Source organism: Thalassotalea castellviae, from assembly GCF_031846185.1.
Classification (GTDB): Bacteria; Pseudomonadota; Gammaproteobacteria; order Enterobacterales; family Alteromonadaceae; genus Thalassotalea_H; species Thalassotalea_H castellviae.
Map to the genome: position 1 here is coordinate 255,634 of NZ_JAVRIF010000001.1, position 22,237 is coordinate 277,870.

The 22,237-nt window shown below is 37.2% G+C and carries 19 protein-coding genes; 13 read left to right on the plus strand and 6 right to left on the minus strand.

All coding sequences use genetic code 11. From position 1 onward, the window contains the following. Positions 1 to 367 precede the first annotated feature (367 nt). The 6 genes from nirB (at position 368) to rlmA (ending at position 8,936) form a co-directional block, all read left to right on the plus strand. Complete coding sequence (nirB, locus tag RM573_RS01130) at positions 368 to 2,974, plus strand: nitrite reductase large subunit NirB (RefSeq protein WP_311575972.1); 2,607 nt, start codon at positions 368 to 370, stop codon at positions 2,972 to 2,974. A gap of 28 nt (positions 2,975 to 3,002) precedes the next feature. After that, positions 3,003 to 3,338, plus strand: a complete 336-nt coding sequence (gene nirD / locus RM573_RS01135) for a nitrite reductase small subunit NirD (protein ID WP_311575975.1) — start codon at positions 3,003 to 3,005, stop codon at positions 3,336 to 3,338. 155 nt (positions 3,339 to 3,493) lie between these two features. Continuing rightward, positions 3,494 to 3,982, plus strand: a complete 489-nt coding sequence (locus RM573_RS01140) for a MarR family winged helix-turn-helix transcriptional regulator (RefSeq protein ID WP_311575978.1) — start codon at positions 3,494 to 3,496, stop codon at positions 3,980 to 3,982. A gap of 541 nt (positions 3,983 to 4,523) precedes the next feature. Next, positions 4,524 to 7,112 (plus strand): [protein-PII] uridylyltransferase, encoded by a 2,589-nt coding sequence (gene glnD / locus RM573_RS01145; RefSeq protein ID WP_311575981.1) that lies wholly within the window; start codon positions 4,524 to 4,526, stop codon positions 7,110 to 7,112. A gap of 151 nt (positions 7,113 to 7,263) precedes the next feature. After that, positions 7,264 to 8,070: an exodeoxyribonuclease III gene (gene xthA / locus RM573_RS01150; RefSeq protein WP_311575985.1), complete on the plus strand. Its 807-nt coding sequence runs from the start codon at positions 7,264 to 7,266 to the stop codon at positions 8,068 to 8,070. A gap of 50 nt (positions 8,071 to 8,120) precedes the next feature. Then, complete coding sequence (gene rlmA, locus RM573_RS01155) at positions 8,121 to 8,936, plus strand: 23S rRNA (guanine(745)-N(1))-methyltransferase (protein WP_311575988.1); 816 nt, start codon at positions 8,121 to 8,123, stop codon at positions 8,934 to 8,936. A gap of 438 nt (positions 8,937 to 9,374) precedes the next feature. On the opposite strand, the gene yfbV is transcribed toward rlmA, so the two are convergent. Next, entirely contained in the window at positions 9,375 to 9,800 is a 426-nt protein-coding gene (gene yfbV, locus RM573_RS01160; RefSeq protein ID WP_311575991.1) for a terminus macrodomain insulation protein YfbV, read from the minus strand. A gap of 156 nt (positions 9,801 to 9,956) precedes the next feature. On the opposite strand from yfbV, the gene RM573_RS01165 reads away from it, so the two are divergent. The 6 genes from RM573_RS01165 to RM573_RS01190 all read left to right on the plus strand — a co-directional run bounded on the left by RM573_RS01165 (position 9,957) and on the right by RM573_RS01190 (position 16,322). Then, complete coding sequence (locus RM573_RS01165) at positions 9,957 to 11,153, plus strand: acetate kinase (protein ID WP_311575994.1); 1,197 nt, start codon at positions 9,957 to 9,959, stop codon at positions 11,151 to 11,153. Between the two features lies 1 nt (position 11,154). Then, complete coding sequence (gene pta, locus RM573_RS01170) at positions 11,155 to 13,278, plus strand: phosphate acetyltransferase (RefSeq protein ID WP_311575997.1); 2,124 nt, start codon at positions 11,155 to 11,157, stop codon at positions 13,276 to 13,278. 487 nt (positions 13,279 to 13,765) lie between these two features. Next, positions 13,766 to 14,140 (plus strand): ACT domain-containing protein, encoded by a 375-nt coding sequence (locus RM573_RS01175; RefSeq protein WP_311576000.1) that lies wholly within the window; start codon positions 13,766 to 13,768, stop codon positions 14,138 to 14,140. 7 nt (positions 14,141 to 14,147) lie between these two features. Beyond that, entirely contained in the window at positions 14,148 to 14,492 is a 345-nt protein-coding gene (locus RM573_RS01180; RefSeq protein ID WP_311576003.1) for an ArsC family reductase, read from the plus strand. Then, entirely contained in the window at positions 14,492 to 15,631 is a 1,140-nt protein-coding gene (gene dapE, locus RM573_RS01185) for a succinyl-diaminopimelate desuccinylase (protein ID WP_311576006.1), read from the plus strand. The genes RM573_RS01180 and dapE overlap by 1 nt, the downstream gene beginning before the upstream one ends. 10 nt (positions 15,632 to 15,641) lie before the next feature. Then, complete coding sequence (locus RM573_RS01190; protein WP_311576008.1) at positions 15,642 to 16,322, plus strand: M15 family metallopeptidase; 681 nt, start codon at positions 15,642 to 15,644, stop codon at positions 16,320 to 16,322. 299 nt (positions 16,323 to 16,621) lie between these two features. Here RM573_RS01190 and RM573_RS01195 read toward each other — a convergent pair whose 3' ends face one another. Then, positions 16,622 to 17,410 carry a M48 family metallopeptidase gene (locus RM573_RS01195; RefSeq protein WP_311576010.1) on the minus strand — a complete coding sequence of 263 codons (789 nt, stop codon included), beginning with the start codon at positions 17,408 to 17,410 and terminating at the stop codon, positions 16,622 to 16,624. Between the two features lie 158 nt (positions 17,411 to 17,568). Next, the gene (locus RM573_RS01200) at positions 17,569 to 18,171 is read right to left on the minus strand and encodes a hypothetical protein (protein ID WP_311576013.1); all 603 of its coding nucleotides are present in this window, start codon (positions 18,169 to 18,171) and stop codon (positions 17,569 to 17,571) included. A 165-nt stretch (positions 18,172 to 18,336) separates the two neighbouring features. Here RM573_RS01200 and RM573_RS01205 point away from each other — a divergent pair, with 165 nt between their 5' ends. Further along, complete coding sequence (locus RM573_RS01205; protein WP_311576015.1) at positions 18,337 to 18,699, plus strand: hypothetical protein; 363 nt, start codon at positions 18,337 to 18,339, stop codon at positions 18,697 to 18,699. Here RM573_RS01205 and RM573_RS01210 read toward each other — a convergent pair. From RM573_RS01210 to zipA, 3 genes are all read right to left on the minus strand, one after another. Next, complete coding sequence (locus tag RM573_RS01210) at positions 18,696 to 19,031, minus strand: DUF3392 domain-containing protein (RefSeq protein ID WP_311576017.1); 336 nt, start codon at positions 19,029 to 19,031, stop codon at positions 18,696 to 18,698. The two genes, RM573_RS01205 and RM573_RS01210, sit on opposite strands and share 4 nt — an antisense overlap. Then, on the minus strand, positions 19,028 to 21,079 hold the full coding sequence (gene ligA, locus RM573_RS01215; protein ID WP_311576020.1) for an NAD-dependent DNA ligase LigA: 2,052 nt from the start codon (positions 21,077 to 21,079) through the stop codon (positions 19,028 to 19,030). The genes RM573_RS01210 and ligA overlap by 4 nt, the downstream gene beginning before the upstream one ends. 64 nt (positions 21,080 to 21,143) lie before the next feature. Further along, positions 21,144 to 22,232 (minus strand): cell division protein ZipA, encoded by a 1,089-nt coding sequence (gene zipA, locus RM573_RS01220; protein ID WP_311576021.1) that lies wholly within the window; start codon positions 22,230 to 22,232, stop codon positions 21,144 to 21,146. Positions 22,233 to 22,237 lie beyond the last annotated feature (5 nt).

Below are 22,237 nucleotides of genomic sequence, written 5' to 3' on the forward strand. Positions count from 1 at the left end.
CTTTTTATTGTCGGTTTCAGAGCTGTCTTGCCCCTAGCTCTGTTTAAAATCAGATAATGAAAATGCAAATGAGTAAGTGATTTGCATCTTAGTCATTAAACTTTTCATGATGTCAGTTCAAAAAACAAACTTAAATACGCAACCAGTTTGCACTTTTTTACTTGCACACCAATAGTGCTATTTACGTTCAAACTAGTGCAATACTCGCTAGAATTTCACACATAAATTTTATAAGTCATTATTAAATATAGCTTTTATTATATGGCATTACCTTTGCTGTGTTAAAGAAAAAACATAAAGTTAACGTGTGTATTACATCTGTCTTGTGTGCATTTAACGTTAATAAAAAAGCCGTAGGAAGTATATTATGAGTTCAAACGCACAGACTCAATCGAAAACGTTTTCTAAAAAGAAACAAAATATTATTGTTGTCGGTAACGGTATGGTTGGTCACCATTTCGTAGAACAATTAGCTCAAGACGACAGCTACCATATTACGGTACTTTCAGCTGAATCAAGACTCGCTTATGACCGCGTTCATTTATCGGAATATTTTGCAGGTAAAACTGCCGATGATTTAGCGTTAACCACACCAGAAACTTACCGCCAATTAGGGGTTGAATTCCATTTAGATGCCAAAGTTACGCAAATAGATAAAGCAAGTAAAGTAGTAACTACCGAGCAAGGTCAAAGTTTTTCATACGACAAATTAATTTTAGCCACAGGCTCATACCCTTTCGTACCACCTATTCCAGGTAAAGAGCGCGAACACTGTTTAGTTTATCGAACCATTGATGACTTAGATGACATTCAAGCATCAGCCAACACAGGTAAAGTAGGTGTTGTAGTAGGTGGTGGTTTACTTGGTTTAGAAGCTGCGAATGCACTAAAAGAATTAGGATTAGATACTCACGTTGTTGAATTTGCCCCTCAATTGATGGGCATTCAGCTTGACCAGTCTGGAAGTGCGCTGCTTAAAAAGAAAATTGAAGATCTTGGCGTAACGGTTCACACCGAAAAAGCGACAAAACAAATTGTTGATGGCGAATCTGCTGTACACCGCATGGAGTTTGCGGACGGCAGCCATTTAGAAACCGATTTAATTTTATTCTCTGCAGGGATTCGTCCATACGATAACTTAGCGCGTGAATTTGATATCGAGATTGGCGAACGCGGCGGTATTGTTGTTAACAATCAATGTCAAACATCAGACCAAGACATTTATGCCATTGGCGAATGTGCTTTATGGAATAACTTTATTTTTGGTCTTGTTGCACCTGGTTACACCATGGCTAAGGTGGCCGCTAGTCATATTCAAGGCGGTGAAGAAAGCTTTACTGGCGCTGACATGAGTACCAAATTAAAATTGATGGGCGTAGAAGTTGGCTCTATCGGTGATGCTCACGCAAAAACACAAGGCGCACAATGCTTTACTTATCAAAATGATCGCGACGGTGTTTACAAAAAAATGGTGGTCAGCCAAGACGGTAAAACATTATTAGGAGCTGTTTTAGTTGGTGACACGAGTGAATACGATGCTTTATTGCAATACGCGTTAAATGGCATTGAATTACCTGACAATCCAGATGCTTTAATTTTACCCAGTAGTGGTGGTGAAAAGCCAACCCTAGGTGTTGATTCCCTGCCCGACTCTGCAACTATTTGTTCATGTTTAAACGTAACGAAAGGCGACATTATCGCAGCAATTGATTGCGGCGCTGTAGATGTTGGCGATGTTAAATCATCAACGAAAGCCAGTACTGGCTGTGGTGGTTGTACCGCCTTACTAAAAAATGTTACTGACAGCGAACTCGCCAAACGTGGTGTTGAAGTCAGCACTGATATTTGTAATCACTTTGCTTACAGCCGTACTGAGCTGTTTCATATCATCAAAGCGGAAAAAATTAGAAACTTTGATACCTTAATTGAGAAACACGGTAAAGGCGTCGGTTGTGAAATATGTAAACCGGCCGTCGGCTCAATATTAGCGTCAATCTGGAATGATTATATTTTGCAAGACGATCATTTACCACTGCAAGATACCAATGATACTTATCTAGGTAATATGCAAAAAGACGGTACTTATTCAGTTGTACCGCGTATGCCAGGCGGTGAAGTGACACCAGATAAACTTATTGTTATTGGTGAAGTTGCCAAAGAATATAATCTATATACCAAAGTAACCGGTGGTCAACGTATCGATTTATTTGGTGCTCGCATTGATCAATTACCTGCTATTTGGGAGCGCTTGATTGCGGCGGGAATGGAAACAGGCCATGCCTATGGTAAATCGCTACGGACAGTAAAATCTTGTGTTGGAAGCACATGGTGTCGTTATGGCGTACAAGACAGTATGTCAATGGCAATACGATTAGAAAACCGTTACAAAGGTTTACGTTCACCTCATAAAATAAAATTTGCTGTATCAGGTTGTACTCGTGAGTGTGCTGAAGCACAAAGTAAAGATATTGGCGTGATAGCAACAGAAAATGGTTGGAACTTATATGTTAGTGGTAACGGTGGTATGAAGCCAAGACATGGTGATTTATTTGCTACAGATTTAGACGATGAAACCTTAGTTAAATATATTGACCGTTACTTAATGTTTTATGTTCTCATGGCGGATCGCTTACAACGTACTTCTGTTTGGTTAGAAAGCCTTGAAGGTGGTCTTGAGTATATGCAAAAAGTCGTGATTGATGATCATTTAGGCGTTAACGATGAACTAGAAAAACAAATGGAAGCCGTTGTTGCTACTTATCAATGTGAATGGAAAACCACCATTGAAAGCCCTGAGCAATTAAAACGTTTCCGCCAATTTGTTAACTCAGATAAAACCGATTCAAGTATCCAATTTATCACCGAACGTGAACAAATTCGTCCAGCTACTTTGGAAGAAAAAGCCGCATCAGGCTTATTAATTGACACCGTAACGTTAGAAAGCGTTTCAACTCAACAAACAGAACCCGCTTAACTTTACTATTAGGATTGGAGGAGTAATCATGACAGCGAATAAAAACTGGCAAACCATTTGCCATAAAAATGACTTAGTTAAACATTCAGGTATTTGTGCCCTACTTGAGAATGACCAGCAAATTGCTATTTTTCAAACAGCTGATGATCAAGTTCAAACAATCAATAACTGGGATCCAGCGGGTAAAGCAAATGTTTTATACCGTGGTATAGTTGGCGATTATAATGGCGAGTTATTTGTCGCCTCACCACTTTATAAAGAACGCTTTTCTTTACAGACAGGTAAATGTTTAGATAATGAAAACCTCGCCGTTACTCCTTATCAAACGCGAATCATAGATGATAGCGTGCAAGTATTTGCTTAGTTTGAACAGATCATATCAATAATCAATAGTGAGTTTTGGCTCACTATTTTTTGTTTACAATTTGTTGTTTTTTTATTTCTACATTCACGCACGTTAATTCATCTTGAACACTTTTATGGTACTCTTACGAAAAATAACGACAGAAAACGTTTGCAATGGAAAAATATGAAGAATTGCTGATCTCAATCCGTAAGGTTATTCGCGCGATTGACTTGCATTCAAAACAATTAAATAAATTATCAGGACTCACAGGTCCGCAGTTGCTGATCATGCAAGAAATTGCACGAGTTAAAGGCGTAACAGCAAGTCAAATAGCCAAACAAATTAACTTAAGTGCTGCAACCGTAACCAATATATTAGATCGCTTGGAAAACAGAGGTTTAATTGAAAGAGTACGTAGTTCTGAAGATAAACGCCGTGTGAGTTTATTTTTAACGGATGATGGTCGAAACTCATTAATTGATGCTCCGCAGCCCTTACAAGAACATTTTATTCAAAAATTCTGTAGCTTAGAAAATTGGGAGCAATCGCTTTTACTTTCTTCCATGCAAAGAATCGCTTCTATGATGGATGCCAGCGAACTTGATGCTTCTCCAGTGTTAGAAATAGAACCTATGCACATGAGCTCTGAAAAGAAAGATTAAACTCTTTCTTTTCATTCTTTTTATTCTTTTCATTCTTTTTATTCAAGTCAATTTACTCACTTGCTAGCACAGTCCGAAAATTCTCAATCAGTTAAAGCACTTGTTATTCATCACAAGTGTTATTCATAGAAATATTTATCACTATATAAATTCACTAGAACTCTAAACAATTTTTAAATGACCGTTTAGCTTTTATATTTATTCTCTTGTTAGAATTCGTGTAATCGTGGTAATTAAAAAGGTATATATTAAGCCATGAAAAACTGTTGATTTTAATACAAGACAGTCTGCGCCTCGCAAAAATCCCCTTGAGTCATTCTCTGCTTAACTACCATATAATCAATCTCTATTGAGAAAAATGCTTAGAGTTGATACTATTGAGTTGTTTTTATAGATAAATATCTGCATCGAGCATCAATTCGCAATTTATTTCATCAGCTTAATTTCACGCATGAATAGCTGTGTTACGAGGAATTAGATGTAGAGTTGATTTATCCAATAGATTAAACAATATTTAAATAAAAAAGTATTAAATACATTTATGAACTCACTTGTTAATATCGACCTTTCTTGTTCAACGGCAATGAAAGCGTACTTGTCAGAGCAACAACAAGTATTTGAAGAGCGTTTCTTTGATACCTCCATAGAAACCTTACAAAATCAGCGGGCCATTTTATTTGATGATTTATTGATTGGACTATGGAAACATTATCAACTTGATACCATTGAAAACCTTTCGCTAAACGCCGTCGGTGGCTATGGCCGACAAACCCTCCACCCCAAATCAGACATAGATATCTGCATCTTATTCGACAAAGCCATCGCTAAAAACCAAGAAGCAAACTTATCCGCTTTTTTAACCCGTTTATGGGATTTAGGGGTTGATATTGGGCATGCGGTGCGTTCGCTGAAAGAAAATATTCACGCAGCAAAAAATGATATCACTATTGCCACTAATTTATTAGATATCAGAACCTTAGTTGGCCAACCGAATCACGCGAAACATATGCTTGAAGTGCTATATAATAATAGTTTATGGAATAGCGAAAAGTTTTGTCAGCATAAACTTCAAGAACAAGATGACAGACACGATAAAGCAAAAAATACGGCTTTATATTTAGAGCCCAATATTAAAAATAATCCGGGCGGTATGCGAGACGTTCAAACCATTATTTGGATAGCTCGTAAGCACTATAATGTGCCAGACGTACAATCATTAAAATCCCTTGGTGTGCTTAAATCTGATGAATATTACGAATTGATCGAATCGTATGATTTTATTTGTCGTATTCGCTGGGCATTACATATGGTGTCTAATCGTGCCGAAGAAAAGCTACTGTTTGATTACCAATTAGAAGTCGCCAAATATATGAAATTTGGTTATGGCGACAACGCTCAACTTGCCGTTGAAAAAATGATGCGTCAACTTTTCAGAGCCATGACCCGTATTCAAGAGCTCAATCAAATGATGATTGGCGTATTCAAACGTGAAGTGTTTAGCGTGAATAAAAATGACTCTAAATCCATTGATTTAGATGAAGGTTTTATCCTTGCTAATAATATGATCAAAGCAAATTTTGACGAGATATTTCTCAATAAAGCCAATGTATTACAATTATTTAAATTAATTGCCGAGTATGACCAGATAAAATATATTGCCCCTGAAACTTTAAGACTGATCCGTCAAACACGCAGGCGATTATTAGGGGAATTACAAGACTATCAAGAATGTCGAAAAGTGTTTATTTCAATCATTAAACATAAAAACGGCTTAAAACGAGCATTTAGTTTGATGCATCGCTATGGCATTTTAGCCGCTTATTTTCCTCAGTGGAAAGCCATTGAAGGGCAAATGCAGTTTGATATGCATAATGCTTATACCGTTGATGAACACGCCTTTAAGCTTATTCAGTGTATTGATAGTTTTGAAATAAATAAAAAAAATAAAAATTTAATCAACAGTATTTATAAACCCTCATCTCATAAGCATATTTTAGTCATTGCAGGTTTATGCCATGACTTATCAGGCAAGCAATCTCATGAAACCAACGAAGTTAGTGCTATCCACGCGAAAGAGTTTGCGTTATTACACGAGTTAAAAAAATCGGAAGTTGATTTGATCCATTGGATTGTTGAGCATCAAGACCTACTTGTTTCTACGACGCAAACTCTCGATATTGCCGATCCTGAAGTGATCAAAAAAGTCGCGAAACAAGTTCGTACAGAATCAAAGCTTAATGCCCTATACTGCTTCACCGTCGCTGATTTAATGGCAACTAATGATGAAGTCTGGAATGAATGGCAAGAAAGCTTGTTAAACGATTTGTATTTATCTCTTAGGAGTGCCTTAAAAAATGGCATTGAAAATGTTTTTGAGCAACGTACCGTAATTCGAGAAAATAAAACGGAAGCCTTAACTGAATTACTCGCAAAAGGCTATGATAACGCTCAAGTTAAAACACTGTGGACGACCCTTCCTTCCAGTTTTTTCAGTTCAAATCAATTACATGAAATTGTCGAATTTACGGTTCAAATCCTCAACTGCGACTCAATTGAACAAGCCGTGTCTATTTCAGATGACTCAAATTTAGAGTGCAGCAATTTATTAGTCTACGCCGATGATAGAAGTATGCTGTTTGTTGATATTTTTAATACACTGTCGTTATTAAAAATTAATGTCAAAGAAGCTCAACTTCATAAAACGAAAGATAATAAAGTGTTGGAAGTAATAAAGATTCTTGATCATAACGGTGAGTCTATAGCTGATCCATTTCGTATCAAGAAAATTATTAGTCGTGTTGAAGAAGTGATTTCAGGCGTTGACGTTGTTAAAAAACCTTCCAGCCCAAGGTTTGTTAAAAACTTTGAAAACACTCCTGTGATCGAGTTTTTAGCGACACCTAAACCCAATAAAACCTTATTAAGAATTAATGCTCTTGATGATCCTTTATTTATTGAAAAAATTTGTAATGTTTTCAAACATCAGCAACTTACCATTCACTCAGCGAGAATGAGCACATTAGGTGAAAGTTCAGAAAATGTGTTTTCTATTTCGTCCAAAGATAATGAAGCAATCTCACCAGAAGGCAAACAAGAATTAGCCGCTTTATTAATCAATAAAATAGCTTAAATCACTAAGGCTTATGCTTTTTACCTTTACTAAATGCGTGTTCGCTCATTAAACCTTGGCATATCACGCATTTTCATTTTTCTCTGTTTTCAATCATGGTATTATCGCAAAAATATTATTCTCACTTAGTTCACCTCTAAAGGTTTTTTCGATGAAAATCATCTCTTTTAATATAAATGGCCTTCGTGCTCGCCTGCATCAATTACAAGCAATTATCGATAAACATCAACCCGATATTATTGGTTTACAAGAAATAAAAGTGCATAACGATGCTTTCCCTGTTGAAGACGTTGAAGCGATGGGTTATCACGTATATTTTCATGGTCAAAAAGCACATTATGGGGTTGCTATGCTCTGTAAAAAAGAACCTAGCAAGGTTCAATATGGTTTTCCAACTGACAATGAAGATGCCCAAAAACGCATGATCATGGTAGAAACTACCAACGAAAAAGGTGAAAAAGTTACCGTGCTTAATGGCTATTTTCCTCAAGGTGATAATATTGCTCACGAAACTAAATATCCATATAAACGCCAGTTTTATAAAGATTTAATGGGATATTTAAACGATAACCATACCCCAGAGGAGAACGTGGTTGTTATGGGTGATATTAATATTTCGCCTATCGACTTAGATATTGGTATTGGTGAACCAAATAGAAAGCGCTGGTTAAAAACCGGTAAATGTAGCTTCCAACCCGAAGAGCGAGAATGGTTAGCAACGCTAATGAACTGGGGCTTTAAAGATACCTTTAGAGCATTACACCCAACACGTGAAGAACGCTATTCATGGTTTGATTATCGTTCACGTGGTTTTGACGACAATAGAGGTTTACGTATTGACGTGGTGCTTGCGACTGAAAAATTAGCAGCAACCTGTATTGAGTCAGACGTAGATTATGAACTCCGTGGTATCGAAAAACCGTCAGATCACGCGCCTATTTGGTCGACATTTAAATAACCTAAAGTACAGAGCAAAGGGAGAATAGATCACTTCTCCCAAATAACATTATGACGCAAAACCCGCAATATCAATGCCCTATCTGTCATCAAGCGCTTTTGTTAAAAGCGAGAACTTTTCGTTGCCCACAAAATCATTGTTTTGATCTCGCCAAAGAAGGCTATGTCAATTTATTACCGGTGCAATTTAAACATTCTAAAGAGCCTGGTGATAATAAAGCGATGGTTAATGCCCGTAGAGCTTTTTTAGAACAAGGCTATTATCAGCCTTTACTAAATAAGCTCTTAGATATTTATCACACTTATGGACAAAAAACGGCGAATCTATTTGATGCAGGCTGTGGCGAAGGTTATTACACTCACCAACATAAAACCGAAGAAAACACAGTCTATGGTATTGATATCGCAAAAGAAGCGGTAAAAAAAGCCGCCAAAAAGTATCAACAATGCCATTTTAGTGTCGGCACTTTGTCGCAATTACCTTTCGAAGATAACTTTTTTGATTGGATGATTTCAATTTACGCACCTATCTTAGAACAAGAGTTTACCCGTGTCCTTAACAAGCAGGGTTATTTTTTAACGGTTACGCCTGCTCAACGTCATTTAATAGAATTAAAAGAAAAAATATATCAAGACGCAAAAGAGCATGATGTTGAACGACAACCTATTGAAAAATTAAACTTAGTTCATCAAGAAACTTTATCTTACTCGATGCAGTTAAAAACAGGTGACGATATTTTAAATTTACTGTCGATGACTCCTTTCGCATTTAAAGCCAGTGAACAGGTAAAGGATCACTTAGCACAGTTACACAATTTTCAATGCCAAGCCGACTTTCTTATTTGCCTATATCAAAAGAACTGTTAAATGCTGCGCTATCTTTACTTAGGCTATTTAATGATCCAACGATTCTCGGAAAGCAATAAACTCTTCATAGAAAACAGCGCAGTTTCGGCAATTTTCTTCTCCTTGATAGTGTTTTTACTATAGTCTTTTATTTCTTTGGTAGATTATTTTCTGTCGATGTTGCTCAAAATACTCACCCAATATTACAAACGCTATTTTCTCGCTTATGGCGCTATGGTGACCTTAGTCGAAAATGGCTTGTTTAATTTCAAAATACTCACTTATTAACAAAATGTCTTAAGCACAGCTATCAGTGCAGTATTATATTTTCTTGTACCTTTTAAATTTCACCCAAAAAGAACAGTTAACCCTGCATCATTGACAACAAAAAAAAAGCGTTAATCTCAATAGATAAACGCCTTTTAAACTTTTCAAAAAATGTAATTTTATACAGAATATTTAAGAGCTGTGGTGAGCACCAGAATAACTAACATTGAGTAATTTCGCTAAATCGAAATAACGTGGTTTTTGAACAGAAAGCTTAATATTGCCACCGCTTTGATTAATTTTAGCCACGCCTTCTTTATACCAGATTGCTAATGCAGGAGGTAAAAATTTATCGGCTTTTACACCTAACATGACTAACGCTTGAACGGGAATACTTAAAATAAAAAAAGCATAAACAATTGATTGTGGTAATTGTTGAATACCACCTAAATAAAGTTGCATGATAAAAACGAATAAAGCTACACCGGGTAAATAACGGCATACTAAACGACTGACTTGAATAGCTCGGTACTCTTCAAAATAACTCGCTAATTCAACTTTTTCTGGCCAAAGCTGTTTGTACTTCTGACCTAACTTGATAATTTCTACTACATTCATAGGCGCACACTATAACAACTATTAATTAAAAGATAGTATAAACTTTTTACATAGTCTAAATAAAACCCAAGAAAATAAAAATATTGTAGTAAGTCAAACTTATATAAATTAAAAGCGTCTATACTTTAATTACCTTACTTAAATCCCTTAAAACAGATGCAAAACAATATATTAGTAATTAACTGTGGTAGTTCTTCTTTAAAGTTTTCATTAATGAATCCCGTCAATGGTCAAATCATCCTTGCAGGCCTTGCTGAGTGTTTATTAACAGCAGAAGCGGTTATTACCATCAAACATCAAGAGAAAAAAATATCCATAGCCTTATCTGATCCTTTTGATCATGAAGTAGCAATAAAGTTTTTAGTGGACTATTTAACCGAACATCAATTGAAAAAAAGCGTTTATGCCATTGGTCACCGTGTTGTTCATGGCGGAGAAAAATACAGTCAGCCGACGTTAATTGATGAAGACGTTAAAATCAGTATTGAGCAACTATCAAAGCTCGCCCCTTTACATAACCCTGCTAATTTACAGGGGATACAGGCAGCCGAAAAAGCATTTAAACAAACACCACAAGTTGCAATTTTTGATACAGCATTTCATCAAACTATGCCTAAGAAATCGTATTTATATGGTTTGCCCTATCATTTTTATCAAGATCATGGCATCAGAAAATACGGCTTTCATGGCACAAGTCACTACTTTGTTTGTAAAGAAGCCGCCACCATGCTTAAAAAACCAATAGAGCAATGCAATATTATTAGCGCACATCTGGGTAACGGATGTAGTGTAACAGCCGTTAAACAGGGTAAAAGTGTTGATACCAGTTTAGGCCTAACCCCGCTTGAAGGGGTCATGATGGGCACACGCAGTGGCGACATCGATGCCGGCGTAATTTTTCATCTGGTGGAGCAACTCGGCTATAGCCTAGAAGAAGTGAATAATATCTTAAATAAAAAAAGTGGCTTACTTGGCGTTTCACAATTAAGCAATGATTGTAGGACAATAGAAGAAGCGGCCAGTAATGGCAATGTACAAGCAACACTCGCACTTGAAATATTCAGTTATCGTATCGCAAAAAGTATTGCGTCTTTTACCTGTAATTTCACCTCGTTAGACGGTTTAATTTTTACTGGTGGCATTGGTGAAAACTCTATGTTCATTCGCTCATTAATTTTATCGCAACTTGCCCTGCTCAATTTCCATGAAGATAAACTTGCCAACGAAACCATGCGATTTGGCAAACAAGGCAATATTGCTCAAAGCGACTCGACTCCTTGTTGGGTGATCCCAACAAACGAAGAATGGGTTATCGCGGAACAAACCTATCAACGATTAAATCAGGAGCAATAAGATGAGTCGACGTATCATGTTAATTCCCGTTGGTTTTGGGGTTGGTTTAACCAGTGTAGCTTTAGGTTTAATGCATGCATGCCAACAAAAAGGCATTAAAGTTGGGCACTTTAAACCAATCAGCCAACCTTCAAGAAACATCCTACAAAATAAAAATCACGTAGTGAGCCTGTCTCAAAATACTAGCTCAATACCTCTAAGTTATGTTGAGGAACAAATGGGTGAAGGACATCATGATGTGGTACTTGAACAATTAGTGGCGAATTTCGACCGTTTCAGTAAAGATTATGACTTAACCATAATAGAAGGTTTGATCCCAACGACACGCCAACCATATGCCGGAAGAATTAATAGAGACGTTGCACAAACCTTATCTGCAGATATAATTTTAGTGGCGTCCCCGGATAATGACTCTCCAGAAGAATTTGAAGATCGCATAGAAATGAGTGCTGGAACCTTTGGCGGTATTAAAAATAAGAAACTCATTGGCTGTATTATCAATAAAATTAACTCTCCTGATAAAGACGAATTTGGCCTTTTACCAAGAGAGCACGAATTTACACATGACACCAATAGTGTTGACTGGCAAAACTTAGCCATCTTTAATGCAAGAAACTTTGACTTACTCGGCAGTATTCCTTGGGAAATGGATCTCATTGCTCCAAGAGTTATCGATATTTGCGATTATTTAGAAGCAAAAGTGATCAATGCTGGTGATATTGATCATCGGAGAGTTCGCAGTATTAGCTTTTGTGCTCGTAGTGCTGAAAATTTGATGAGTCACTTACAACCCAGTCGCCTTATTGTGACACCTGGCGATCGAACAGATATTATCATTGCAACCTGCCTTTCTGCTATGAATGGGACGAAAGTTGCAGCGTTGTTACTGACGAATGGTTATCAACCTAACGAACAGGTGATGCAATTATGTAAACAAGCTTTTCTAACCGGCCTTCCCGTACTTTCTGTACCATGGGATACGTGGCAAACATCTCGTTACTTAATGAATTTTAATCCTGAAATTCCACAAGATGATTGTCAGCGCCAAGACCGAGTTAAACAATATATCGCGGATAATATATCTCCTCAATGGTTAACTGAATTATCAAATCAAGCAACAGAACTGGAGAAGTTTTCGCCGCCAGCATTTCGCCACAAATTAACTGAATTAGCTAAAAGTGCGAATAAATTAATTATTCTACCTGAAGGCACCGATGTACGAACAATTAAAGCGGCTGCAATTTGTGTTGAACGTAATATCGCTCGATGCCAATTATTAGGGAATAAAGACACGATTCGCACGATTGCCGAACAACAAGGTATCATGTTACCACCGGGCTTATTAATTACAGATCCAAATACAATCAAAGACAACTATGTGGCGCCTTTAATGGAACTGAGAAAACACAAAGGGCTCACTGAAGTTGTAGCTAAACAAGAGCTCAATGATAACGTTGTACTTGCCACTATGATGTTACAACTCGGTCAAGTCGATGGTTTAGTCTCCGGCGCCGTTAATACGACCGCGAATACAATTCGCCCTGCGCTTCAACTAATAAAAACCGCGCCCAATAGCAATTTAGTCTCATCGATCTTTTTTATGTTGCTACCAGATCAAGTGTTGGTTTACGGCGATTGCGCCATTAACCCAGAACCAAATGCCGAGCAGTTAGCCGATATCGCTATTCAGTCTGCTGATTCGGCTAAAAGCTTTGGCATTGACCCTAAAGTTGCGATGATTAGCTACAGTACCGGCAATTCAGGCAAAGGAGCGGACGTTGAAAAAGTGATTAAAGCAACCGCTTTAGTTAAAGAGCGTCGGCCAGATATAATTGTTGATGGTCCATTACAATATGATGCTGCCATTATGGAAAATGTTGCCAAGAAGAAAGCCCCTAATAGCCCTGTTGCCGGTAAAGCAACGGTTTTTGTTTTCCCTGATTTAAATACCGGTAATACAACGTATAAAGCGGTACAGAGATCAGCCGATTTAGTCAGCATTGGTCCCATGCTTCAAGGCATGAAAAAACCAGTAAATGACTTATCACGCGGTGCATTAGTTGATGATATTGTTTACACCATTGCTTTGACAGCGATACAAGCCAACAACATTAATAGTGAGTGACAAATAATATACATTTGTTAGATAAAACATGGATTATCGGCTGTTTAATCTAAGTTAACTAGAAAATTCAACTAGGTTAACGAACATTAGTTTAAAAGTGGTTATTTAACCTGATCTTATTAAAAATTTGTTGATAAATTAACTAGACAAAAAACGAACGACCATTAAAACCTTTAAAAATCAACAGACTGAAAAGATAAACAACAGTTGCTCACAATGATATCCACAGCTTTTGTGGATATCATTTTTTATATTAATCAAGCCATTTATTCTATTTGTTTAAGATTTAAGCTAAATAAATAACGAGATTTAGCAAATTTACTGTTAAGTGCTCTTATTTGATCGTTTTTCTTGATTTTTAAATTTAAACACATCCAACTTATCGAACAATATAAGAGATAAATCAGCTGGGCTCTCTAGCGTTATCTCCTTGACAACGGTATAGTAACTAACACATTAATAATTCAGTAATCTGTTATTTAAATTTATGCTTACATTAAAATTATTAAAAGAAAATTTTTCCATCCATAGCTTGGCTGTTGATAGTAAAATTCCAGCGAAAGTGTTTGATGCGCCAATCTATTTTATTGGTAAAACATATGATGAAGTCTCTATTGTTTTACCTAGTTCAATTCACATTGACAGTGAAGACGTTGAATCAGACTGGCAAGCGCTTGAAGTAGTCGGTCCATTAGATTTTAACCTAACCGGTATTTTATCCAGCATTTCTACCGTACTCGCCAATGAAAAAATCAGCATATTTGCCATTTCAACATTCGATACCGACTATATATTAGTCAAAACGAACAAAGTAAACGATGCCGTAAGCGCATTACGTAAAAACCATTACCAAATAATATAAGAAGCCAATGACAACTCTCTACGGAATAAAAAACTGCGATACGATCAAAAAGGCCCGTAAGTGGCTTGAAGAGCAAGCAATACCTTATCAATTTCACGATTTTAAAACTGATGGTTTAAGCCATGAGCTACTCAGTGAATTTGTCAGTAAAAGCGACTGGCAAATATTACTCAATAAACGCAGTACTACGTTTAGAAATCTCAGCGATGAAATAAAAGAAAATTTAACCGATGACGTGATGTTTAACGCGGTGTTAGAGCAACCAACCTTGCTAAAACGTCCGTTATTATCACTTGATAACACTATACATATCGGCTTTAAAAAAGAACAATACCAAGAGTTATTTGCCTAATGAGTCAATCTACATCACCGGTAATTGAATTAACAAAAACACTCATTTCCCGAAAATCAGTCACGCCAATTGATGCCCAATGCCAAGTATTAATGGCTGAGATGTTAGCAAAATCAGGTTTTGCTAACGAAAGTATGGTCTTTGAAGATACAACAAACTTATGGTCAAGACGAGGCAGTGAATCCCCTGTTTTTTGCTTTGCCGGTCATACTGATGTTGTTCCCGCTGGAAATCTTGATAGTTGGAATACACCGCCCTTTGAACCCACGATAAAGGATGGCATGTTATACGGGCGCGGTGCAGCAGATATGAAAGGTAGTTTAGCGGCAATGTTAGTGGCCACTGAAAAATTTGTCGCGGAACATCCTGATCACAAAGGCTCAATTGCCTATTTGATCACTAGTGATGAAGAAGGCCCTTTTATTAACGGCACTACACGCGTTATTGATACGTTAGAAGCGCGTCATGAAAAAATTGACTATTGTATCGTTGGGGAGCCTTCTAGCACTCATGAAATTGGCGATATCATTAAAAATGGACGTCGAGGCTCTATTTCAGGAGAGTTAACCATTAGAGGTAAACAAGGTCATGTCGCTTACCCTCAACATGTTATTAACCCTATTCATAAAGCTATGCCTGCTTTAGCTGAATTGAGTAGCACTCATTGGGATCATGGCAATGATTATTTTCCAGAGACCAGTTTTCAATTATCAAATATAGAATCTGGCACTGGCGCAACCAACGTGGTACCTGGACATTTAACCGCATTATTTAATTTGCGTTTTAGCACAGAGCTAACCTTTGAAAAAATCGTCGATAAAGTCAATGAAATATTAACTAAGCATGATCTTGATTACGACATAAAATGGACATTTAATGGCAAGCCTTTTATAACAGAACCTGGTATTTTTATTAATGCTGTCAGTACTGCAATAGAAAACGTCACGGCCCGTAAAACCGAACTATCGACCTCTGGAGGTACATCAGATGGTCGCTTTATTGCACCAACAGGTGCTGAAGTGATTGAAGTAGGTCCATGTAATGCGACAATCCATCAAGTAAATGAATCCGTTAAATGTGCTGATTTAGAGGCGTTGGTGGATATTTATTATCAAACGTTAGTGCACGTTTTAACATAAGCTGCGCAAAATGAATATTGAAAGTTTAACAGGACAATCTGATCAACATATTCATTGGCTCTCTGCCAATACAGGCATTCACCAACACGTTATCGAACCTTGGCAAAAGCTCTGCGCTGCTGCTGAAAAACAAGGGTTTGAGTTAACTATCGCCAGTGGTTTTCGATCATTTGATCGCCAATTGGCGATTTGGAATAAAAAATGCCTTGGTCAACTTGATATTAAAGATATTGATAACAAACTTGTTGATCTCAACCGCCTTAGTGATGATGAAATCATTGAGGCTATACTAACTTTTTCAGCCTTACCTGGTGCTAGTCGCCATCATTGGGGCACAGATGTAGATTTTTACGATAAGAGTGCTTTAACAGCAGAACAATCAATACAGTTAGAGCCTTGGGAATATCAAAAAAATGGCCCTTTTTTTGCCCTAACGCAATGGCTGAATCAACATGCACCTAGTTTTGGTTTTTATTTTCCATATGATAAATACCGAGGTGGTATTGCCGCAGAGCCATGGCATTTATCCTACTACCCTATTGCTGAAAATTGTCAGAAACAATTTACACAAGAAAAGCTTTATCAATGCCTACAATCAAGTGACATTCAACTTAAAGCAAAAATATTAACGAAATTAACCGTCATATATAACCAATATATTACTAACATCGGACACAATTACCATGGATAGCTGGATTGCCCCAACCATTATCATTATTGCTTTAGTCCTTATAATCGGTAACTTTAGTACTTTTCAAAAAAGTGCTAAAACCCCACTTCGCAAAAAAAGCCTGAACGACTTAAAAGAAACACTGCCAAGAAGTCATAAAACTGAGCATAAAATGAAGACCATACCGAAAAAGTAAGTCATTTCGCCCTATATCATTTATCACGCCCAAATTACCTAGATAGCTGCCTGAAAAAATAAAGCCTTAAGCGTAATACTTAAGGCTTTGTTATTCTAGACGTTAGTTTAGTTTGAGCATAAATTTAAGGTTTTATACAACTAGGACGACTCTTGCTTTGATATAATTTATTAGCGGTTGTTAAATGTTGAGTTAAATCATCAATCCTTGTTTTATTTGACGGATGCGTTGATAAAAACTCTGGCGGCGCCCCCTTAGATTGTTTAGCCATATTCTGCCATAAAGCAATAGCTGCTTTGGGTTGAAAGCCAGACTTTGCCATTAAGTCTTGTCCAACAATATCCGCTTCACTTTCATGCATTCGACTATAAGGCATTAGAAATCCATACTGTGCAATAGCCATTCCTGCCATTAACCAAGTTTCTTTATTTTCAACGCCTTGTTGCGTCAATATTGCACTGCCGGCCGCAGCACCAATTTGTGTTAATTGATTAGAAGAAAGTCGCTCATTTGAGTGACGTTCAATCACATGAGCCACCTCATGACCTATAATCGCCGCTAATTGATCTTGATTTTCGGTTACTTGTAAAATTCCGGTGTAAACACCTATTTTTCCGCCTGGTAAAGCAAAAGCATTTACTTGCGGTGAATCGAAAGTCACAACTTCCCAATCACCACTATGAGCAGATTTTGGTACATGTTTTATTACTGCATTTGCAACACATTGAACATATTGATTAGTTTTTACATCTGTACTAATTTTTTCTTTTTGTTTTAACTCTTCAAATGAAGTTATTCCCATTTTGCTTAGTTCACTATTAGAGAATAAAGTGATTTGATTACGACCAGTAGACGATTTGGCGCAACCCGTAATAGTGAAGATGATTAAGCAGATTAATAATTTTATTTTCACAATGAATCCATATAATTAGAAGTTAACGTCTTTATTTTAGAAAGTATTTCAGAAAATTTCGAGGCAAAAATGGTTATATTTCCTCGGCAACTAATACTTCATTTATAATCAGCATAAAGCCTGACGTGACAAAACAGTATGATTAGCACAATTTTTGATTATTTAATTAAAGCGGTTTTGTCTTTAGCCACACCAAACACATCTTGTGACTTAAAGCCAAGTGTGACATGAAAGTCTTTATTTTGAAGTAATAATTTTTGACGTAAAAATTGCCCGTCCGGTGAACTTGCAACAACAAAGTAAGCGGTATTGTCACCTTGGCTAACTCGGCCTAAGCCATGTAATTGTACGCGTATTTTTTGATTAACAATTGCCTTTTTATCTGCTAAGGCTTGATATTCGTACGGATTAACTAAAGTTACATGAAATGAGTTGTGATCTCTGGCGCTTTGATGTCTACGATAAACGTCAAATTCATCAGCTAAAATCACCTGCATTTTATTAAGGTACTGTTCAATATCGGCTTTATTCACTTTGCCTGCTAAATATTTCAAGCCTGTACTATCAGACAATTCTTGTATTTCAAGTACCAACATCTTTATATCATCCATTTGATATTTCGCTTGTTCAATGGCTCGTAGAGCACGTGCGTGTCCAGGACGAACATGTATAGGCTTATTTTTAATTTCTGCTTGCCCATTACTATCATTTGGCGCTTTCTGTAAAATAGCAGCATGACTTTCTTGTGTGACAAGTGTCATTTCTCCGACAAAGTTTGCATGCGTGATAAATGAACAAAATAATAGTGAAGATAGTGTTATGCTCTTTTTTACGTTGAGTTTCATTTGCTTATTTATACTTATATTAAGTGATTGGAAAACTGTTAAGATAATCATAGCACTTTTTAATAAGGAAAAGCCTGACAAATGAAGCTTTGGTTCAGCCCTGAAGTATTTAACACAATCGCAATTTCTATTTCAGAATATCGCTGGAATTTATTGGCTTGGAGTGTTTTTTCGTTTCTACTCTTTATGGTATTACAACATCAAGTGACACAAACAACGCCAACATTACTCATTTGGTTAGCAATATTTGTCTTGTTTTCAGCGCTGCAAACTCTGGTCATCGCATCGTTTATCTTTTTCTTTCAAGTATTACCTTCTTCCAAAGTACAAAATACCCAATGGTACAAATTTTACCGCTCAATTGAATGGTGCGAAACCATACTCTTTGGCATTATTTTACCGGTTCCAACGCTGTTATTTATATATGCGTTTATAACCATTTAAATGTGGCGTTGCTTTTGCGCATATAGCCCCAGTGCAATAAAGATTACACTGACTACAGGTAGAATATAAAGATTGGGGATTTTTGCTAATTGCAGTGATAATAGTCCAGTTAACCAGACCGTGATTAAGCCATAACCTACGGCACAAACCACGATAAATATTATCGTGCGAATAATAAAATGTTGTTTACGTACTAACTGCTTAATAACATTATTAATATCATTACCAAATATCACTAATATTGTGGCAATAATTGCTAACGCACACTGGTACTGATAAGGACGAAACCAAACGCCTAATTCAATAAGCGAGCTACTGATCACTTCACTCATATACCAATACCATGCTCTTGTAATAAATTAAGCATATCTTGCTCGGATAGCACTTTGACACCTAAGTCTTGTGCTTTGGTCAATTTAGAACCGGCTTTTTCTCCTGCGACTAAATAATTTGTTTTTGCAGAAATACTGCCTGAAACTTTAGCCCCAAGTGATTGTAAATGCCCTTTGGCCTCACTGCGTCCCATTTGACTTAACGTACCCGTTAAAACAAAAGTTTGATTCAGTAACGGTTGTTGATCTTCACTTTTCACTTCAATCGTTGGCCAAGACATAATATTTTCAAGTTCATTCACCACTTCAACATTATGTGCTTGTTGAAAAAATGAAACGATGTTTTGCGCAACTACGGCTCCAACATCGGGCACTTGCTGTAAGCTTTCTATATCAGCAATTTTTATTTTTTCAAAAGTTAAAAAGTGTTGGGCTAAATTCGCAGCCGTAGTTTCACCCACTTCACGGATCCCCAAAGAATAAATAAACTTAGCTAACGTCGTTTGTTTCGCCTTTTGCAAACCTTGGATAAGGTTTTGTGCAGACTTTTTCCCCATTCTTTCCATCGTACTAACATTAAGCTCTGTTAAGCTAAACAAGTCAGCAGGCGTTTGAATAAGTTTTTCATCAACAAGTTGTTCTACTAACTTATCGCCTAAACCATCGATATCAATCGCTTTTCGAGAAGCAAAATGTTTGATGGCTTCTTTTCGTTGTGCACCACAAAATAGGCCGCCGGTGCAACGCAGTACGGCTTCACCCTCAAGTCGTAAAACTGCTGAACCACAAACGGGGCAAGATTCAGGAAAATAAATATCGACCGCATGGCTTGGGCGTTTATCGAGAACCACACTAACAATTTGAGGGATAACATCACCTGCTCGTCGAATAACCACAGTATCGTTAATTTTAATCCCTAAGCGATTAATCTCATCTTGATTATGCAACGTAGCATTACTGACGGTCACCCCGCCAACAAATACTGGTTTAAGGCGCGCAACGGGCGTTATTGCTCCCGTTCTCCCCACTTGAAATTCAACATCTTCTAAAGTGGTTAACTCTTCTTGCGCAGGAAATTTATAGGCAATCGCCCAGCGTGGTGCTCTAGCCACAAAGCCTAGTTTTTCTTGCAAGTTAATGTCATCGACTTTAAATACCGTACCATCAATTTCATAACTTAATGCTTGACGATTCGTAAGAATATCTTGATAAAAGGCTTCAACTTCTCCAGTGTTTTTCAAAAGCTTTACTTCTGGACACATAGGTAAACCTAACGTTTTTAACTGGCATAAACGTTGATAATGAGAGTTTGCTAACCAAGATTGGCCATTGTCTTGTTCATTTTCTCCGCCGACATAACCTATACCGTAGGCATAAAACGCTAAGTTACGTTTGGCGGTAATTTTTGAGTCTAATTGTCTTAAACTACCCGCAGCTGCATTACGCGGGTTTGCGAAGGTTTTCTCAGCTTTTTTAATGGCTGTGGCATTGAGCTGTTCAAAACTTGCTTTTGGCATAAACACTTCCCCCCGCACTTCAAGAACAGGTGGATAATCATCGCCTACTAGTTTAAGTGGGATAGACTTAATCGTACGGACATTTTCAGTAATATTTTCACCTGTTGTACCATCACCACGGGTAGCCGCTTGCACAAACACGCCGTTTTCATATCGAATACTAACCGCTAAACCATCCAATTTTGGCTCTGCACATAACGCATAATCCTGCGTAGATTTCAGTCGGTCTTGAATTCGTTTGTCAAATGCTTGCCATTCTTGCGCTGAAAAAACATTATCCAGTGACAACATAGGGACTTGATGAGTAACTTGAGTGAACGCTTTTAAAGGTGCGCCGCCAACTTTTTGGCTTGGCGAATCAAGAGTTTTTAATTCAGGAAATTCAGTCTCAATTTCAATCAGTTCACGCATAAGCCGATCATATTCGATATCGGGAACACTTGGCTCATCTAAAACATAATATTGATGATTGTACTGATTAAGCAGTTCATGAAGGGCTATTATTCTTTTTTTTGCGGGTGATTCAGTCATAGTTTTTAATTCTTAACGTTAGGTCTCTTAATAGATACAGTTTAAAAGACCCAACTAAAATAGGTTAGGCAGAAGCGATACGGTTTCTACGTTCAAATTCTCGTATTTTACCAATATAGTGTTGTTCCGTTTGCTTGGTCATCACACTGCGTTTGTCATCCAATAACTGAGCGTTAAACTCCATCGACAATTGTTTAGCTGCCGACATCATTTGAGCAAAGACTTCAAAAGGGTCACCTTCATTCGGTAAGGTCATAAATAACGTAACCCCTTGTGTATTAAAGCTTTCAATTTCATCCAAATCAAACGTACCAGGGTTCATCATGTTCGCTAAACTAAAAGTTACTTTTCCATTGCCAGCATTATCTTCATGGCGATGAAAAATATCCATATCACCAAAACGTAATCCTAAAGTGAGTAAGGTAGGTAATAAAGCAGCGCCTGAAATATTATTATTCTCCGGCATCACCACTGACACGACAATAACTTCGGGATCGATCGCTTTTTTATTTTCCTTTGCAGCACTTTGTGTGGACTGGTCATGTGCGGAAGAGGAAGTAGATAATTCCTCATTTTCTGCCTGTTCAATATCACCACCAAAGTTAATTTCCATTTGGTTACGTGCTAACTTTTCTTTCGTTGTTTTTCGTCCACCTTTAGCTTTAGATTTAGCCGTTGGTTTGATCGATGGTTTTTGTTGTTCTACAGGCTGCTGATAAACAGGCTGATCTATTTGAATTTGTTCAGGAGCAAGCTCACTAGTTTGCGCCGGATGTGGCGTATTCACTTTAGGGGGTTGTTCTGATATATCCGACAGATCTCCTAACGCAGGTTCAAGTGCTGGTTGCTCTGCACTCGGTTTTTCAACATCTATTGGTAATGGCTCTTCATCAAAAGAAGGTGCAGGCGCGGCTTCAGATGGAATTTCATTATCATTTAACGTGTTTACGCCAATAACTTTTGCTTTGCCAACTCCGTCTTGATCAAAGCCTGAACCATCAAAACCTCGAGTTTGTGGCTCAACTTTTTCATTTTTAGCTTTTAGCTTATAGGGGTTTTTATTTTTTCTAATTGTCCAAAAACCATGGATAAAGATAGCCGCTATGATAATAGCGCTGATAATAATTAAAACGTTTCTGAAGTTATCTTCCATTACCT

Bases quoted from the DNA above. Each gene is read 5' to 3' on its own strand.
- zipA (WP_311576021.1), bottom strand. From the start codon at position 22,232: ATGGAAGATAACTTCAGAAACGTTTTAATTATTATCAGCGCTATTATC.
- ligA (WP_311576020.1), bottom strand. From the start codon at position 21,079: ATGACTGAATCACCCGCAAAAAAAAGAATAATAGCCCTTCATGAACTG.
- RM573_RS01190 (WP_311576008.1), top strand. From the start codon at position 15,642: ATGAATATTGAAAGTTTAACAGGACAATCTGATCAACATATTCATTGG.
- nirB (WP_311575972.1), top strand. From the start codon at position 368: ATGAGTTCAAACGCACAGACTCAATCGAAAACGTTTTCTAAAAAGAAA.
- RM573_RS01210 (WP_311576017.1), bottom strand. From the start codon at position 19,031: ATGAGTGAAGTGATCAGTAGCTCGCTTATTGAATTAGGCGTTTGGTTT.
- dapE (WP_311576006.1), top strand. From the start codon at position 14,492: ATGAGTCAATCTACATCACCGGTAATTGAATTAACAAAAACACTCATT.
- RM573_RS01175 (WP_311576000.1), top strand. From the start codon at position 13,766: ATGCTTACATTAAAATTATTAAAAGAAAATTTTTCCATCCATAGCTTG.
- glnD (WP_311575981.1), top strand. From the start codon at position 4,524: ATGAACTCACTTGTTAATATCGACCTTTCTTGTTCAACGGCAATGAAA.
- xthA (WP_311575985.1), top strand. From the start codon at position 7,264: ATGAAAATCATCTCTTTTAATATAAATGGCCTTCGTGCTCGCCTGCAT.
- yfbV (WP_311575991.1), bottom strand. From the start codon at position 9,800: ATGAATGTAGTAGAAATTATCAAGTTAGGTCAGAAGTACAAACAGCTT.
- RM573_RS01205 (WP_311576015.1), top strand. From the start codon at position 18,337: ATGAAGCTTTGGTTCAGCCCTGAAGTATTTAACACAATCGCAATTTCT.
- RM573_RS01200 (WP_311576013.1), bottom strand. From the start codon at position 18,171: ATGACACTTGTCACACAAGAAAGTCATGCTGCTATTTTACAGAAAGCG.
- rlmA (WP_311575988.1), top strand. From the start codon at position 8,121: ATGACGCAAAACCCGCAATATCAATGCCCTATCTGTCATCAAGCGCTT.
- RM573_RS01140 (WP_311575978.1), top strand. From the start codon at position 3,494: ATGGAAAAATATGAAGAATTGCTGATCTCAATCCGTAAGGTTATTCGC.
- RM573_RS01180 (WP_311576003.1), top strand. From the start codon at position 14,148: ATGACAACTCTCTACGGAATAAAAAACTGCGATACGATCAAAAAGGCC.
- nirD (WP_311575975.1), top strand. From the start codon at position 3,003: ATGACAGCGAATAAAAACTGGCAAACCATTTGCCATAAAAATGACTTA.
- pta (WP_311575997.1), top strand. From the start codon at position 11,155: ATGAGTCGACGTATCATGTTAATTCCCGTTGGTTTTGGGGTTGGTTTA.
- RM573_RS01165 (WP_311575994.1), top strand. From the start codon at position 9,957: ATGCAAAACAATATATTAGTAATTAACTGTGGTAGTTCTTCTTTAAAG.